Here is a 15,525-nt window from a genome sequence, read left to right on the forward strand (position 1 = left end):
CGAACAGTATCAAATACTGTCCGAATAGTTTCATTTATTTATCCAAACAATTTATGATTAAGCCTTATCAAATTATTCAAGTTATTTAATACAGAAGTCTTGTTATTGAATTAAAAAAGAGTCATTTTCTTTCCCCAGAATCAACTCATAGTTGAAATTCTTATTTGCAATGCTTTGGTTTAGCATGTTTTCAAGATCAATGTCTTTGTTAACAGGGTCATGATGAAACAGTACCATTTTTTTTACATTTGACAAAGTGCCGAAGTCAATTGCATCTTCCATCGAACAGTGACCCCAGCCAACTCTTCTGTCATATTCCTCATTACGGTATTGGCCGTCATGGAACAAGAGGTCAGCATCTTTAGCTATATTATAGCCACTGCACCAATCGCTTAAATGCGGGAAATTGCTGGAGCCCAAAGCCGGTTCATGATCTGGCATATAGGAAATAATAGTTTCGCCTAATTGGATTCTATAGCCAACCGTAGGACCTGGATGGCATAAGTATTCAGATTTTATTACAAAATCATCTATTTGAAAAGTCGAGTTGTCAATCTCAATAATATGAATTTTAGCAGGTAGTTCGTTGAGTCGAACAGGGAAAAATGGTGGTGAAAAATACCGCCTCAATCTTACGGTTAAGCTTTCAGATGATCCGGCTGGTCCCCAAATATTTACAGTGCAATTAGGATTGTAAAAAGGTTGAAAATATCCCAAGCCCATAATATGATCAATATGAAGATGGGTAAGTAAAATATTTACGACAGAAATATCAGGGCTCAGTTTTTTTCCTAGACTTTGAATTCCCGAACCTCCATCAAGTATTATACAACTATTGTCGTGCTCTAACTGAACACATGCAGTGTTGCCGCCATATTTATTTTTTTCAGGCCCCGGAGATGGCATTGATCCGCGACAGCCCCATATAGTAATCTTCATTTTTCCATTATTTTCCAGAATATTGCAATTGCACCTAAAAACCGATTGGGTCTACCCATAATAGGGAAGGAGGTCACAGATATTTTATATTTTATTCCCTTTAAGCTTTTTATCCAAAACTCTCCATGCGCAGGCTCCTGTTCTGTCATAGTCTGAACCAAAGGTAATTCTTCAGGCGGTAATATATTCCCATGATCATCTCTAGGTGTAAATATGGATGACCATTCAGCCATTGACATGACTCCGGTTTCTTCGTATCTCAAGCCCAAAAGTTCTTCTGCCGGCTCATTATAAAAAATAAGACTTCCATCCGGGTCTACTATAAAGACTGACGTGGATAAGGAATCTGCTAGTTGCCTACTTAGGATAACTTCTATTTCTCTTGAAGACATCTGAAAATTTGATTTTGGGTTTATAAAAATGAATACTTAAGCTCAGTAAAACCTGAACAAAAATTTAATAGTTTGCTGCTTATTCCTTTAAAGGTATGCAAAATTTGCAGAATAGTAAAAACTAAGATATTGCAAGCGATCAATTCAGTAAGAAACATGATTTTGTAAAACACTGTTTATTAGCATTTTAATAACAATAGAAATGTTAAAGCAAACGGCTATTTGCTTTAACCTTGGTTCTGTATTATTGTTCTGAATTTTTAGCGTTGAAAATTTATATTCAGGAAGGAGTTTTCATTATTTATACTATTATTGTAGCTTAAATGGTCTCAGTGCACAAATTATTTCTGTTTTTAGTCTTGTTTTCCTTTTGCCAGAAAGAGATTTTATCTCAAAACGCAGATAGTGTTGCTATTGATAAGCATCCCATACTCACTGATCGATACAGAGTGAATATGGGCTTCTTTGTTAATTTAAAATCAATTAGCATGAATGTGGATGGTGATTTACCAAGTAATCCAATTGATTTTGGTCAAACACTTGGGTTAAGTAGACAAGAAAACACATTCAATCTAAATTTTGACTGGCGTTTTTCAAAAGATAAAAAATGGGTTTTTGGATTTGAATTTTTCACTGTAAGAAATTCTCAAACGGCTACTTTGGAGGATGAAGTTAAATGGAATAATACCGTATTTCCGGGTGGCGTAATTCTCGACACTGGATTTGATATTGAAATGTATAGAATATTTTTTGGAAGAGTTATTTCAATGGGTCAAAAGCATGAGTTGAACATGGGTATCGGAATTCATGCAATGAACATTCACACTTTTGCTGTGGCAACGGCATATATTGGTGGTATTGACTTCGAATTAGAGACAGATAAAAAAAAGATTGACGCCCTTGCGCCAGTTCCAAACATTGGCTTTAGTTATTTGTATGCGCCAAATTTGCGTTGGGGATTTGAAGCCAATGTGGGTTGGTTTTCGCTTAGTATTGGTGATTACAGCGGCACTTTATGGAATCTTGAACCCTCAGTTTCTTTTCAGGTTTTTAAAAATGTCGGGATTGGTGTTGGATATAAATACTTTAAGGCAAAAGTAAACATGAATAGGGATATTTGGCGAGGCGCTGCTGATTTGCTATACCAAGGTCCCTTATTTTCAATAAGTGGAAATTTCTAGGAACATGAATTCAATTGTGGGGTTTTGAAAAAAACTTCCTGTAGCTATTCCTTATCGCATCTCGTATGAGTCCATACACATTAAATATGTGTCTAAAAAATAAACCAGTTTTAACTAGAACACTTTCGGTAAAGCTTAAAAGATTGGCATTCTGATTGTGTATAAAACGAATTACATGGAACCTGGTCACAAGGGTGGCTGCATACCAAAAAACGAAAAAACAATTTTTTTTAAGCGTGGCCCTTTCAAAATCGACTACCCCCACATTGTCTTTTTCGTCTATTATTATGTCCCTTAAGGGAAGAGAATGTCTAGCTACTCCATTATTGATTGTTTCATCAATAATGGATCTTAATTGTTCTAGTGCCTTTTTTGAATATTGCATACAGGGATCTCCTTTCAATCGGGAAATTTTTAAAAAGTATTCTTCATCGGAATAAGACAGAATTTTTGGGACCGCATTGATTCCTTTAAGTAATCCAAGAGCTTGTTTTTCTGTGTAGTATCTTTTTTTAAAACCATACACAGGCTTGAATCTCTTTATCACGAAATCATCGTGCAATTCAACAGACATTTTTGATGTAGAAATAACCGATCGAGTCATTACTATCAAAATTACAAAAAAAAGTATAAGATTAAGAAACGAGCATTCAAAAGCAAGAATCTATTTGCTGTTAGTTTTCGATTTAAACAGAGTTAGTTCCAAGAAAGGTTACACCTAATTTCGACTAAAACCCTTAGCCTGTATTAATTTAATTTTTTCTTAAAGAAATCCATGGTTCTATTCCATGCAAGGCTTGCTGCATCCTCATCATAGCGTGGCGTCGTGTTATTATGGAATCCATGATTGACATCTTTGTACATATACGCTACATAGTCTTTTTTAGCTTCTTTTAAAGCCTTCTCGTAAGCTGGCCAGCCTTTATTTACTCTTTCATCTAAGCTTGCAAATTGTAACAGTAAAGGAGCATTTATTTGATCGATTCCTTCAGTAGGCTGCGAGCCATAAAATGGCACGGATCCAGCTAAATCAGGTACTTTAACCGCCATCATATTTGAAATCCATCCCCCAAAGCAAAATCCAACTACGCCTACTTTCCCATTACAGTCAGGATGAGCCCGCAAGTATTCAAAGGCTGCGATAAAGTCTTCTAACATTTCATTTTTGTCCCTTTTTCTTTGCAATTCTCTTCCTTCATCATCATTTCCAGGGTAACCTCCCAGAGGCGTCAATGCATCAGGGGCGATTGTTATAAACCCTTCCAGGGCTGCTATTCTAGCCGTATCTTCAATATACGGATTAAGGCCTCGATTTTCATGAACTACAACTATCCCACCCATTTTTTCAGTCATATTTGATGGTTTTGACAATAATGCTTTGATATTACCACCACCTTTAGCGGAATCGTAATTGATAAATTTTGATTCTAACCTTGGATCATTGGCTTGTACTTGAATAGAGTTCACATAGTCAGGCATTACAAAGCTTAATAGAGAAGATACTGTTAAGCCACCAACCGCATAAGCTGACAGTTTTTTTACAAAATCTCGTCTTTGAATTTTGTTATGTGCATATTGGTCATAGAGGTCAAGCACGCCTTGGCTGATATCTTTTTTATCTAATTTTTTCATGACTGTGTTGTTTGGTTTAATTTGAGATAAGACTTAGGTCTTTTCGAATCGCTGGTTTCGTAAATATAAAAAAAAATTAAATCATTTCTCTGTGATAGCATTTGAGTTAATGCTTTGATCTTTGCATAACGGTAAAAGTCCAATTATCAATTAAAAATTATTATTTTCAAGCTTTCAAACGAAATATGGTTAATTCAATTCTAGATAAAGCTTTTAAAACAGCTAAGAAAGTAACTTTTCCTAAAGATGCGAAAATCATATTTTTTAGTGATCTCCATAAAGGAGATAATAGCTATGCCGATGATTTTAGGCATAACATTAAGGTTTATGAATATGCATTGCAAAATTACTTTGACGAAGGCTATACTTATATTGAATTAGGAGATGGAATTGAATTATGGGAGAATCGATCGTTTAAACCTATTTTTGACGCCTATAAGACTGTTTTTGATCTTTTAGAATCATTCCATAAGAAAAAAAGACTTTATCTCTTATGGGGTAACCACGACATGGAATTTAGGAACCCTGTTAAAGTAGAGCAAATCATACGCACTTTTTTTCCTCCCAAAAACATTATTGATAAGGATGCTTTTTTTGATTTGGAATACCAGGAAGGTTTATTGCTTTATTTTGAACAATCCGACAGATCTATTTTTGCCATTCACGGACATCAGGCTGATTATATGAATTACAGGCACTGGAAGTTTAACAGGTTCTTCGTTCGGTACTTTTGGAAGTACGTTCAAAAATGGTTTGGAATTAGCGACCCAACCAGTCCGGCAAAAAATTATAAGGGCTTGGTCAAAGTAGAGAGGAAGCTAAATCAGTGGATCGTTAACAATAATCAACAAATGATAATTTGTGGCCATACCCACCGTCCGCGCTTCCCTGACCCTGGTGATATTCCATTATTCAATGATGGCAGCTGTGTACATCCTAAATCTATTATAGGGATTGAAATACAGGATTTTCATATTTCACTTGTGAAATGGTATATAGAGGATCCAAATGAGCCAGACAGTGTCATTTTAAAGACTGTCTTGGAAGGTCCGATGTCTTTGAATAAATATTTGTAGTTGCATTGCGTCATTTATGACATCAGATGTCGTCGTGTAATTTGAAAATGAAACTTATCTTTGGGTATTGGTTAATGAAACATAAAGTAAATAAGTTCATAAGTATGAGAATTTCCCTAAGAAGAAACATTAACCAAATAAAGCGTGTAGAATGTTGAAATTAAGGCCAATAAGGGGCTCTGATTTGGGGTAAAAAATAAATTCTACATACCATAAAGCCTTATATATGGTATGTAGAATCATTTTGATGACATTTGATAAAAAATAGGTTACTGAAATCTCAGTGAATTTATGCGTAACGACCTACAAAGGCCTTCCGTTTTCAAAAGTCAAAGTTTCCACTAATTCACCAGTTTCAGAATAAGTTTCAAAAGTTCCATCTTTTTTGTCTTTTTTGAAATAGCCAATTATTTTAAGCTGACCATTCTCATAATATTCTTCATAAGGGCCTTCTTTTACATTGTTAGCCCAAGTGACTAAAGATTTTTTTTGACCATTTTCGTAATATTCTTCAATAGATCCTTCAAGAAATCCATTGTCATAACTCCCTGATCTTAAGATTTTACCGTTATTATAGAAGACTTCAAAGTCTCCGTCTTTTTTATCCAGTGCATATTGTGAAATTACTTCAGGCTTACCGTCTTCGTAGTATTTTTCATAAGGTCCGTCTTTTTTGCCTTCTTTCCACATGATTTTTTCATCCACTTGCCCGTTTGAATAATAAATGGCACTGGGGCCATGCTCTATGCCATTTGACATTGTCCATTCTCGATGAACCTTACCATTTGAATAGTTTTCATAAACAATTCCAGAAAATTTTTCACCTTCTAAATAGAATATGCCTTCTGTAATTTCAAATTTTGATTTTTCAACTCGTATTTCTTTCTGACAACTTATTGCGAATAAAAAAAGAGTAAGAAAAAGTGTGGATAATATTTTTTTCATGACTAAATATTTTTTTTTGGTATAAATCTTTAACTTTTCAAAGTTATAAAAACTTGTTTATTCAGATCATTTTTTGTCGTAAAATTCACATAAACAATATCAATTTTCTGAACTTATTATCATCTTTTCAAGATGACCAAGTACGTCTGAGGAAGTTAATGAAATTAGTACTTAAAATGTTTTCAATGTCTTTGGCATCATAGCCTTTTTGTTCCAATTTTTGAGGAAGTATTTGCAAATCAGCTATTGTCTCTAAGTCATCTGGGCATTGTTCTTTACCAAAAGCGCCGTCAAGATCAGTTCCTATACCCACATGACTTGAGTTTCCTGCCAATTGACAAATATGATCAATATTGTTAACCATTAGGTCTAAGGTAACATTCATCTGTTTTGGTGTTGAGACCCCTCTGACCCAGTTAGGTACCATCATCCAAGCGTCTAAGGCTATGCCAATGACTGCCTTGCGCTGGATAAGTTCTTCCATTTGTTCGTCTGAGAACTGCCTGTTGTGATTGACAAAAGTTCTGCAATTGTTATGACTTGCCCAGACCGGACCATCATAAATTTTCATGGTCTCCCAAAAACTCTGATCGCAGAGATGCGTTGCATCTAAGATGAGTCCTAGCGAGGCTATTTTTTTTAATAAATCTTTTCCTTTTGTGCCGATGCCGCCAACTGAATCTGTTCCATGTGCATAAGTTCCTGGCCCATAATGTGCCGGACCAATGGCCCGTAGACCCTGTTCCCAGGCTTGGTCTAAATAGTCAGGTGTCACGATAGAATCAGCACCTTCAAGACTTAATATATACCCTATAGCGGAGTCTGCCTTAGAATTATCCCAAGTTTTGAGATGTGTTTCAAGATCTTGTATGTCTCGAATTGATTTTAAATAGCCTTCTTTTTCCATTTCTCTATACCAAGCCAGCTGTCCTTGCGTCTGAGCCCATGCTTGTTGGGGTGAATTCCATCCAGGCAAGGTGCTATCTCTTTTCACATAACGTGCAATTTGGGTAGCAACACATAGACCGATATTACCACGTCTCATCGCCTCGAAGGAAACGGTGTTCTTAGCCCTATCAGGTTTGTCGTCCATTCCCGCTTCACTTTTTCTAATTTCATCGACTGTCCATCGCAAGTCGCGATTCCATTCCAAAGCATTCATTGAAAGGTCAAGATGTGCATCAAAGATCAACATAGTTTATTGCGGTGTTTTAATTCTAATATATTTTTCCAGTATATAGCGGTCTAGGCCAGCTTCTTCAATTTTTTCATGCCCTTGTTGAATCAAAGAATCTCCTTTGACTTCAGCCTTAAATGGAAACACATGGCCTCTGTAATCAACCGCGCCTAAAAAATCGAGTGTTTCAACATAGTCTTTTCCATCGTAAGTATAGGTTCCTCCACCGGCCACAAAATTTTCACTACTGCCCTTATCTTGATTGAAAAAAGCAAAGTGACTTGCGTTGATGATTTTGATGAAATCCGATTTTTCCAGGTCTTTTATTTGAATGGAATCATTCTCCTCTATATGAGCATAAACCAATTTCCAGGATCCTTCAATTACCTTTTTTTGATCTGGTTCAATTGTTGGTTTAATTATTTTATTTTCTGAGCAGCTAAATAGTGTTAATAATATAACTAGCTGTAAAATAGTATTTTTCATTCTTTTAACTTAAGTTTTATTTTAAATAATGATCGCGTGCTGCAACTTGCCATTTACCACTTATTTCATGATTTTTGACTGAAAAAACATAGGGGTATTTTGCCACCGTAGGGCAAATATGTATCGGTAAGGCATAGTGTGCGTCACCGATTTTGAAGGTTGAATTATCTTTACATTCAACCACCAGATGTTCTTCACTTTGAGAAATTTGTGTAAAAGAATCTTTGTTGCCTAAAAAATGAACTCTTGGTAATTTCATTTCTGAAGCTACCGATTTATGGCCAAGATCAAAGCATAAAAGATTAGGTCCAGGTTTGCTGATAATCTTGGTTAACAATACAGCTGCAGGTAAAAATTTCAAATCTTGATAATTGATTCCGTAGCCATGATCCCATAATAATGGGGTGCCTGGGCTTAACTCAACGCCTGGTCTTTTTTCGTGAATGGGAAAAGTGGGCGTACCCCCTGCAATAATCAGGGGTTTAGGGAGGTTCAATGCTTCAAGTTTCTGGCTAAGTAACTCAACATCAAGAAAGGCTTTGTCACATTCATCCTCTCTATCTTTAATTTTGCTCGTATGGATGTGTCCGTCGTACACATGAAGTCCTTTCAGTTTAAGGCCAGGTAGGCTCAGAAGCCATTTATAGAGGTTTACAGCCTTGTTGTCAGGGCTGATGCCTGTTCGGTTCATTCCATTGTTAATATCAAGCCAGATGTTCGCATTTTGTTTTTTTCCTAAAGCTTGTTTGTTTATTTCTTTTGCTGATCGTTCATTGTCAACCAAAGTTGAAAAAATAGCATTTGGATAATCATGCGTAAGGCTTAAGAATTTTTCTATCTGAACTCCAACGGGTTGCATAGCCAGCAAAATGTCTTTTGCACCACATTTACCAAGGAGCGCAGCTTCTGAAAGGGTAGCGCACTTGAATTTAGAAATGCCTAGTTCTAACTGAATTTGGATAATTTCAGCCATTTTATGTGTTTTAATATGAGGTCTAAGACGCTGAGGGTCTTTTGCTATTTTAAGCATAAGCTCCGCATTGTATTGAATCCGGTCAGGATAAACCAATAATGAGGGGCTTTCAACCTTGTTGCTACCTTTCAATTCATACCAATCCATTATTCGCTTTTTTAATATAACTCAAACATGGCCTCAACTTCAACCGGAATCCCGTCGGGGAGCATCATGCCAACTGCGCTTCGGGCGCCAATCCCGTATTCTTTGCCAAATACTTCAGCCATCAATTCGCTAAAGCCGTTCATGACCAAAGGTTGCCGCTGAAAATCAGGAGTGCAATTTACCATTCCCAGTACTTTAACGATTCGTTTTACCTTGTCAATATCTCCAAAATGGGTAAGAATAGTGGATAGCATCGTAAGTCCGACTTGTCTTGCAGCTAGTTTCCCTTCTTCAAGGCTTATATCGTCGCCAACGCGACCTTGCATTAAGGAGCCATCAAAATTTACCGGAGCCTGTCCGGATACATATAAGAATTTATCAATCACCAATATTGGCCTGTAAACCCCAGCTGGTTTGGGGGCTGGCGGGAATTGTAGATTCATTTCTTTAATTTGCTGAGATACGAGTTTGTTCATGGGGTTTTGATTTTATACAAATAAGTTTAAAATAAGTACGCCAGTGATTCCAATTAGGCCGACCATAGTCTCCATGACTGTCCAGGTGCGGAGCGTCTCTTTGACAGATAGGTTGAAATATTCTTTAAACAGCCAGAAGCCACCATCATTTACGTGAGAGAGCATTAAGCTTCCAGAGCCGATAGCGATAACCATTAATTCTGGCTTCACTCCGGATCCACTGACAAGTGGAAGAACGATCCCTGCTGCTGTAAGGCCCGCAACAGTTGCTGATCCTATGCAGACTCTCAGGATAGTAGCTATTAGAAAGCCTAAAACAAGTGGCGGAATACTTGAACCACTTAATAATGCTCCTAAATAATCACTAACGCCGCTGTCTACGAGGATTTGTTTCAGGGCGCCTGCTCCGGCAATAATGAGCAGTACCATGGTGATACTTGCTACAGAGCTTGCAACTGAATCCATAACTTCTTTCATTTTCTTCCCTCTGGCTAGGCCTAAAGTATAAATGGCTACCAATACAGATATTAACATGGCCATTACTGGATTCCCTACAAATATGATGAGGTTTCTCATGGGGAAATCACTTGGTAAAATATAATCTAAGATTGTTGAAAACCCAATTAGGATAACTGGTAATAAGGCAGTTAAGATACTTACACTCATTTTTGGCATCTCCTCATCTTTTAAAACGATAGGATTGTGAAATTCAGGAAGGGGAGTGGCTACTATTTTTTTAATCGTTCTCGAAAATAAAGGTCCTGCAATGACGATGGCGGGAATGGCAACTATTATGCCGTACATCATTGTTTTTCCAATACTTGCATTGAACATTCCCGCTATTGCGGTAGGTGCTGGATGCGGTGGTAAAAAACCATGCGTAACAGACAAAGAAGTTAGCATAGGAAGCCCAACATAGATCAATGGAAGGTTGGTGGCAGCCGCTACCGTGAAAACCAAAGGGATTAGAATTACGAACCCTACGGTGTAGAACATGGGTATGCCTACAATGAAACCAGCCAATACCACTGCCCATTGTATGTATTTGATGCCGAAACTGTCAACTAATTTGGTCGTAATTCGTTGCGCGGCTCCACTATCAGCAACTAGTTTACCAAGCATGGCTCCTAAGCCAAGTATCAACACAAGGAATCCTAATGTATTCCCTATGCCTGTTTGAATGGATTGTATAATACTGTTGAGTTCCATTCCTTGCAAGACGCCAACTAGCAGGCAGACGATGATAAATGATATAAAGGCGTTAAGTTTAAATACTGCGATGAGCAAAAATAAGAGGATAATTCCTAGTACAACGAATAGTAGAGGCATAGATGTTTTTTTATGTTTGGAATTGATAAAGCTAAACTAAATATTAAATATCCGAAAGAAAATAATAGAAGATAGAAGGTTGGAACTTGTCGACGAATAGCATTTTTTTTGAAAACCCGGCTGGTGAATTCGTGCATGCATATTATTTATTGCAAAGTTTTAAGCTCAATTTTCATACTTTTTTTAACAAAAAAAGGTGAATTTATGGTGATCTGAAAGCTCAATCATATAGTTAATTTAATGCTTTAGGTGGCTAATATAAATGTCAGATTAACAACATTTTAAATATATACTATAAGGTTTGTCTATAGTGGCAAATACGATAAATAATGATCTTTTTTAGGAAAAGAAAGACCTGTTTTCAAATGACAGATTTAGTAAGTCAATGTAGCGTTGTGTCAGGCCTAATTATGGTATGATTAAAGTGTCAACTTTGCGTTTTGGTTTTAAAAACCGAAGATTTAAACTGCTATTTAAGGCAAGACATTATGACGTTGAAGGGCTTTTTTTAGTTGTGTCGAGCTTTTGTAGTGAATCCCATTTATGCCCATTTTCCGCGCACCTTCAATGTTTTCGAGACTGTCATCAATAAAAAGGCAATGCGCTGGCTCTAAATTAAACCTGTTTAAAATCGTCTCATAAATTTTAGCATAAGGTTTTCTAGTGTGTTCTTCTCCGCTTACTACAATGCCTTCAAATGATTTCAGGAAGTCAAAACGCCTTTTTGCAATGGGAAAAGTCTCCGAACTCCAGTTTGTCAGAGCATAAAGTTTTACTTCGCTCAAGTCTTTTAATTGATTTAAAATCAATACAGTATCTTTAATTTCGCCTCTTAGCATTTCTTCCCATCGATCGAAGAACATTCTGATTTCACTTTCATATTCAGGATATGTTTTCAGTAAAATTTGAGTACCTTCTTCGAAGGTTCTACCTGCATCCTGTTCCATGTTCCAGTCTTTTGTACAAACTGTATTTAAGAACCAATCCATTTTATCCTTGTCTCCATTGAATACCTTTTCGTAAAGATATTCAGGGTTCCAGTCTGCTACAACACCTCCTAGATCAAAGATGACATATTTTATATTAGTTTCTCCCATGGTTAAAGTTCGTTATTGGCATTTGTTTTATCTGAATTTTCCATCAAAAATGCTTTTATAAAGTTGTCTATTTCTCCATTCATGACAGCATCTACATTTGCAGTTTCCTCTTGGGTTCTTACATCTTTGACAAGCTTATAAGGGTGCATCACATAGTTCCTGATCTGAGATCCAAAATCAATCTTCATTTTACCAGCTTCTATGCTATCCCTTTTTTCTCGTTGTTTTTGGAGCTCGATCTCATAAAGCTGTGATTTTAGCATCTGCATTGCTTTTTCACGGTTTTCAAGTTGAGATCTCGTTTCTGAATTCACTACCATGATACCTGATGGCTTATGACGCAAGATAGCCTTGGTTTCTACCTTATTCACATTCTGCCCACCGGCTCCTCCTGATCGAGCAAAATCCCATGTTATATCAGCCGGATTAATATCAATCTCTATCGTGTCATCTGCCAGGGGGTAAACATAAACCGAAGCAAATGAGGTGTGTCTTTTGGCATTGCTATCAAAAGGTGAAATTCTAACCAGTCTGTGAACCCCATTCTCACCTTTTAAATAGCCAAATGCAAATTCACCATCTATTTCCAATGTAACAGTCTTAATTCCGGCCACATCACCTCCTTGGTAATTGAGTTCTTTGATTTTATAGCCTTGTTTTTCGCTCCACATCATGTACATCCTCATCAACATCTGAGCCCAATCGCAACTTTCAGTACCTCCTGCGCCAGCCGTAATCTGAAGTACCGCACTTAGATTATCTCCCTCATCTGATAGCATGTTTTTAAATTCCAAAGACTCAAGTAAGGCAATGGTTTTGGTATACTGAGCTGTTATTTCCTCATCAGAAGCCTCATCTTCTTTATAAAAATCAAATAACACGTTTAAGTCTTCTCCATCAGATTTCACCTTGTTATAGTCATCAACCCATTTCTTTTTCCCTCTCAATATTTTCATGATCTTTTCAGCTTCTCTTGAATTGTTCCAAAAGTCTGGATCTGAAGCTTTTTCCTCTTCATTAGATATTTCAATGAGTTTCTTATCAATGTTGAGATAAGCCCTTAAGTTATCTACACGCTGTAAGATGTCTTTTATTTGATCTGCTGTAACCATGGGGCAAAAATAAACTAAATAATGACAATTGAAATTCTCCATTGAATTTAATAAACCAATCGCTATGATGAAGCTCCTTCTTGCTTCGGGGTCTTTCTTTAATTTTATAGTAAAGCCGCATAATTTTAAATACAATTAATGAAAATTCACTTATTATTTATTTATTGGTTTCATTATATTAGATGTTGTTTAGAGGAGTCTTAAGCTTTGTAATAATTATGGATATCAATTGTGATTTAGGAGAAGGAATGCCAGGTGAAGAAAAGCTTATGGCCTACATTGATTCTTGTAATATTGCTTGTGGTGGTCATTTTGGTGATAAAGCCTCCATGACAAATTCTTTGAAGCTGGCTCAAAAGATGGGAGTTAAGGCTGGTGCGCATCCCTCATTTGTGGATAAGGCAAATTTTGGAAGGAAATTAGTAGCTATTCCTTTGCAGAAACTAAAAGAGCAAATAATTCAGCAAATAGCAGCATTGAATGAGATTGCGGCAGCATTGGGCGCCTCTTTACATCATGTAAAAGCCCATGGAGCACTCTATAATGAAGCCGCTCGATCTGATGAATTGGGAAATGTATTGATCGATGCAGTTGTTTTTTTCAAGCAAGATCTTTGTATATTCGTTCCTTACGGATCAAACCTGCACAAACTCGTTAAAAAAAGGAGTATTAAGCATTGGGTTGAAGTTTTCGCAGATCGCAATTATACGAATGAATTAGAACTCGTTTCAAGGGCTCATGGCAACTCAGTTATTAATGATCCAATCGAAGTAAGGCAAAGGGTTAGAAAGATGATTGAAGACAGATCAGTGATTGTTGAAGATGGCAGTGAAATAAAGATAGATTTTGATACCATATGTGTTCATGGTGATCATCCAAGAGCATTAGAATTCCTAGTCGAATTAAGTGTCTTAAAAAAGAATAAATTTTGAATTTATACAAATTAAAATACAAGCCCTTAGGCAGCATAGCCGTTCTGATTGAATGGCCTGGGATGATAGATCCGGAAATCTTAAAAAACATCCATCTTTTTAGGCATAAGATTCGGGTTGATATGGGTGAATATGTCTTGGAGACAGTTCCAGCTTATAATTCATTAACTGTTTTTTTTGATACCGGGAAGATCAAATATTCATCAGTTGTAACTGATCTTAAAGAAATTTATGCCACTAAAGACCAAAAATTACTCACCGCCAATAGGATCTGGAAAATTCCAGTATGCTATGATAAGGAGTTTGGTCTGGATTTGGAAAATTTGGCAAAAATTAAAAAGCTGACCAGAGAAAAAATCATTTCGCTGCATAGTAGGCCATTATACGATGTCTACTTCATAGGGTTTTTACCTGGATTTCTATACTTAGGCGGACTGCCGAAGGTTTTGGAACAGCCAAGAAAAGACAAGCCCAGATTGAAGATTAATAAGGGAGATGTGGCTATTGCCGGGAATCAAACAGGTATTTATCCCAGAACAAGCCCAGGTGGCTGGAATATCATTGGTAATTCACCACTATCTTTTTTCAATGTGGATGAATTCCCTCCTTGTTTTGCAGTTTCAGGAGATAAGGTAAAATTTATTCCAGTTGATAAAATAAAGCATGATGAGATTAAGAAACAAGTTGAGTCAGGTGATTACCAAATAGAAAGCGAGATTCATGGATAATAATATTTTAATTTTATCAGAAGGTCTTCACACTTCGATACAAGATCTTGGCAGAAAAGGATACCGCTCTTATGGTGTACCCATTTCTGGAGCTATGGATAAATACAGTGCCATTCTTGCCAATAAGTTATTGAATAACGACGAAAAGCTCCCTGTTATGGAAATGACACTCATGGGACCTAAGATTTTATTTGAAGATCATTCATTGATCGTTGTGACTGGAGCAGACATGTCTCCAGAGCTCAACGGGGAGGCAGTGAAGATGAACTTCGTATACGAAGTAAAAACCAGTGATGTTTTGAGTTTTGGTACACTTAAAACAGGCGCAAGGAGTTATTTAGGAGTTAAAGGAGGTTTTCAAACCGAAAATAAATTAAAGAGCTTTTCTTATTATGACGGGATAACCAGCAAAGAGAAGGTTCAAAAAGGAGACAGGTTGAGGATTGCTTCATATAATGCTGATCTTCAGGTGACTTCATCAAAAATAAAAGTAAAAAGCGCTCATTTTAATGAAAAGAAACTCGAGGTAACCAAGGGGCCTGAGTTTAACAGACTTACAAAAAAACACCGTGAATTATTGTTTTCAAAGGAGTTCAAAATAGATCCTCACCATAATAGGATGGGCTATCAGTTGAAGAATAAATTTCCGCCTATTAAAAATGACGGTATTATTACGTCAACAACCATTCCTGGAACGGTTCAATTAACACCTTCCGGTAAACTAATCATTATGATGAGAGATTGTCCTACAACAGGAGGATATCCGAGAATTTTGCAATTGACAGATATTGCTATCAATCAATTGGCTCAAAAGAAGGAAAATGATGTGCTAGAATTTGATTTAGAAAGCAGCTTTGATTTTCTAGGTAGATTGGTAAGTCGTTTTAAAGATTGAAATTGCTA

At 36.6% G+C, this 15,525-nt stretch carries 17 protein-coding genes; 5 read left to right on the forward strand and 12 right to left on the reverse strand.

Annotation, left to right across the window (positions count from 1 at the left end):
• Window positions 1-102: 102 nt before the first annotated feature.
• Both QWY87_RS12240 and QWY87_RS12245 read right to left on the reverse strand, forming a co-directional pair.
• Entirely contained in the window at window positions 103-939 is an 837-nt protein-coding gene (locus QWY87_RS12240; RefSeq protein WP_290291575.1) for an MBL fold metallo-hydrolase, read from the reverse strand.
• On the reverse strand, window positions 936-1,331 hold the full coding sequence (locus tag QWY87_RS12245; protein ID WP_290291577.1) for a PAS domain-containing protein: 396 nt from the start codon (window positions 1,329-1,331) through the stop codon (window positions 936-938). Before QWY87_RS12245 ends, QWY87_RS12240 begins: the two co-directional genes overlap by 4 nt.
• Window positions 1,332-1,663: 332 nt before the next feature.
• On the opposite strand from QWY87_RS12245, the gene QWY87_RS12250 reads away from it, so the two are divergent.
• A complete protein-coding gene (locus QWY87_RS12250; protein ID WP_290291579.1) occupies window positions 1,664-2,512 on the forward strand; it encodes a hypothetical protein in 849 nt (282 codons plus the stop codon).
• Window positions 2,513-2,522: 10 nt separating this feature from the next.
• Here the strand turns inward: QWY87_RS12250 and QWY87_RS12255 are convergent, their stop codons facing one another.
• The gene (locus QWY87_RS12255) at window positions 2,523-3,086 is read right to left on the reverse strand and encodes a protein kinase family protein (protein ID WP_290291581.1); all 564 of its coding nucleotides are present in this window, start codon (window positions 3,084-3,086) and stop codon (window positions 2,523-2,525) included.
• A 173-nt stretch (window positions 3,087-3,259) separates the two neighbouring features.
• Window positions 3,260-4,144 carry a dienelactone hydrolase family protein gene (locus QWY87_RS12260; RefSeq protein WP_290291582.1) on the reverse strand — a complete coding sequence of 295 codons (885 nt, stop codon included), beginning with the start codon at window positions 4,142-4,144 and terminating at the stop codon, window positions 3,260-3,262.
• A gap of 185 nt (window positions 4,145-4,329) precedes the next feature.
• On the opposite strand from QWY87_RS12260, the gene QWY87_RS12265 reads away from it, so the two are divergent.
• Window positions 4,330-5,220 (forward strand): metallophosphoesterase, encoded by an 891-nt coding sequence (locus QWY87_RS12265; protein WP_290291583.1) that lies wholly within the window; start codon window positions 4,330-4,332, stop codon window positions 5,218-5,220.
• Between the two features lie 303 nt (window positions 5,221-5,523).
• Here the strand turns inward: QWY87_RS12265 and QWY87_RS12270 are convergent, their stop codons facing one another.
• From QWY87_RS12270 to prfB, 8 genes are all read right to left on the reverse strand, one after another.
• Window positions 5,524-6,165: a toxin-antitoxin system YwqK family antitoxin gene (locus QWY87_RS12270; RefSeq protein WP_290291584.1), complete on the reverse strand. Its 642-nt coding sequence runs from the start codon at window positions 6,163-6,165 to the stop codon at window positions 5,524-5,526.
• A gap of 127 nt (window positions 6,166-6,292) precedes the next feature.
• Window positions 6,293-7,360 (reverse strand): dipeptidase, encoded by a 1,068-nt coding sequence (locus tag QWY87_RS12275; RefSeq protein WP_290291586.1) that lies wholly within the window; start codon window positions 7,358-7,360, stop codon window positions 6,293-6,295.
• A gap of 3 nt (window positions 7,361-7,363) precedes the next feature.
• The gene (locus QWY87_RS12280; protein ID WP_290291587.1) at window positions 7,364-7,828 is read right to left on the reverse strand and encodes a hypothetical protein; all 465 of its coding nucleotides are present in this window, start codon (window positions 7,826-7,828) and stop codon (window positions 7,364-7,366) included.
• Window positions 7,829-7,844: 16 nt separating this feature from the next.
• Window positions 7,845-8,948, reverse strand: coding sequence for a D-TA family PLP-dependent enzyme (locus tag QWY87_RS12285; RefSeq protein WP_290291588.1), 1,104 nt, complete (start codon window positions 8,946-8,948; stop codon window positions 7,845-7,847).
• Between the two features lie 11 nt (window positions 8,949-8,959).
• The gene (locus tag QWY87_RS12290; protein ID WP_290291589.1) at window positions 8,960-9,424 is read right to left on the reverse strand and encodes a RidA family protein; all 465 of its coding nucleotides are present in this window, start codon (window positions 9,422-9,424) and stop codon (window positions 8,960-8,962) included.
• A gap of 12 nt (window positions 9,425-9,436) precedes the next feature.
• Complete coding sequence (locus QWY87_RS12295; RefSeq protein ID WP_290291590.1) at window positions 9,437-10,753, reverse strand: gluconate:H+ symporter; 1,317 nt, start codon at window positions 10,751-10,753, stop codon at window positions 9,437-9,439.
• A 473-nt stretch (window positions 10,754-11,226) separates the two neighbouring features.
• Complete coding sequence (locus QWY87_RS12300; RefSeq protein WP_290291591.1) at window positions 11,227-11,850, reverse strand: HAD family hydrolase; 624 nt, start codon at window positions 11,848-11,850, stop codon at window positions 11,227-11,229.
• Between the two features lie 2 nt (window positions 11,851-11,852).
• Entirely contained in the window at window positions 11,853-12,962 is a 1,110-nt protein-coding gene (gene prfB / locus QWY87_RS12305; RefSeq protein ID WP_290291592.1) for a peptide chain release factor 2, read from the reverse strand.
• A 218-nt stretch (window positions 12,963-13,180) separates the two neighbouring features.
• Here prfB and pxpA point away from each other — a divergent pair, with 218 nt between their 5' ends.
• Genes pxpA through QWY87_RS12320 form a run of 3 tightly spaced genes read left to right on the forward strand, consistent with a single transcriptional unit; the run spans window position 13,181 to window position 15,517 of the window.
• Window positions 13,181-13,894, forward strand: a complete 714-nt coding sequence (gene pxpA, locus QWY87_RS12310; protein WP_290291594.1) for a 5-oxoprolinase subunit PxpA — start codon at window positions 13,181-13,183, stop codon at window positions 13,892-13,894.
• A complete protein-coding gene (pxpB, locus tag QWY87_RS12315) occupies window positions 13,891-14,622 on the forward strand; it encodes a 5-oxoprolinase subunit PxpB (RefSeq protein WP_290291595.1) in 732 nt (243 codons plus the stop codon). The genes pxpA and pxpB overlap by 4 nt, the downstream gene beginning before the upstream one ends.
• Window positions 14,615-15,517 carry a 5-oxoprolinase subunit C family protein gene (locus QWY87_RS12320; RefSeq protein ID WP_290291597.1) on the forward strand — a complete coding sequence of 301 codons (903 nt, stop codon included), beginning with the start codon at window positions 14,615-14,617 and terminating at the stop codon, window positions 15,515-15,517. The genes pxpB and QWY87_RS12320 overlap by 8 nt, the downstream gene beginning before the upstream one ends.
• The last annotated feature ends 8 nt before the right edge of the window (window positions 15,518-15,525 follow it).

It is taken from the genome of Lutimonas halocynthiae (assembly GCF_030409835.1).
GTDB classification, from domain to species: domain Bacteria; phylum Bacteroidota; class Bacteroidia; order Flavobacteriales; family Flavobacteriaceae; genus Lutimonas; species Lutimonas halocynthiae.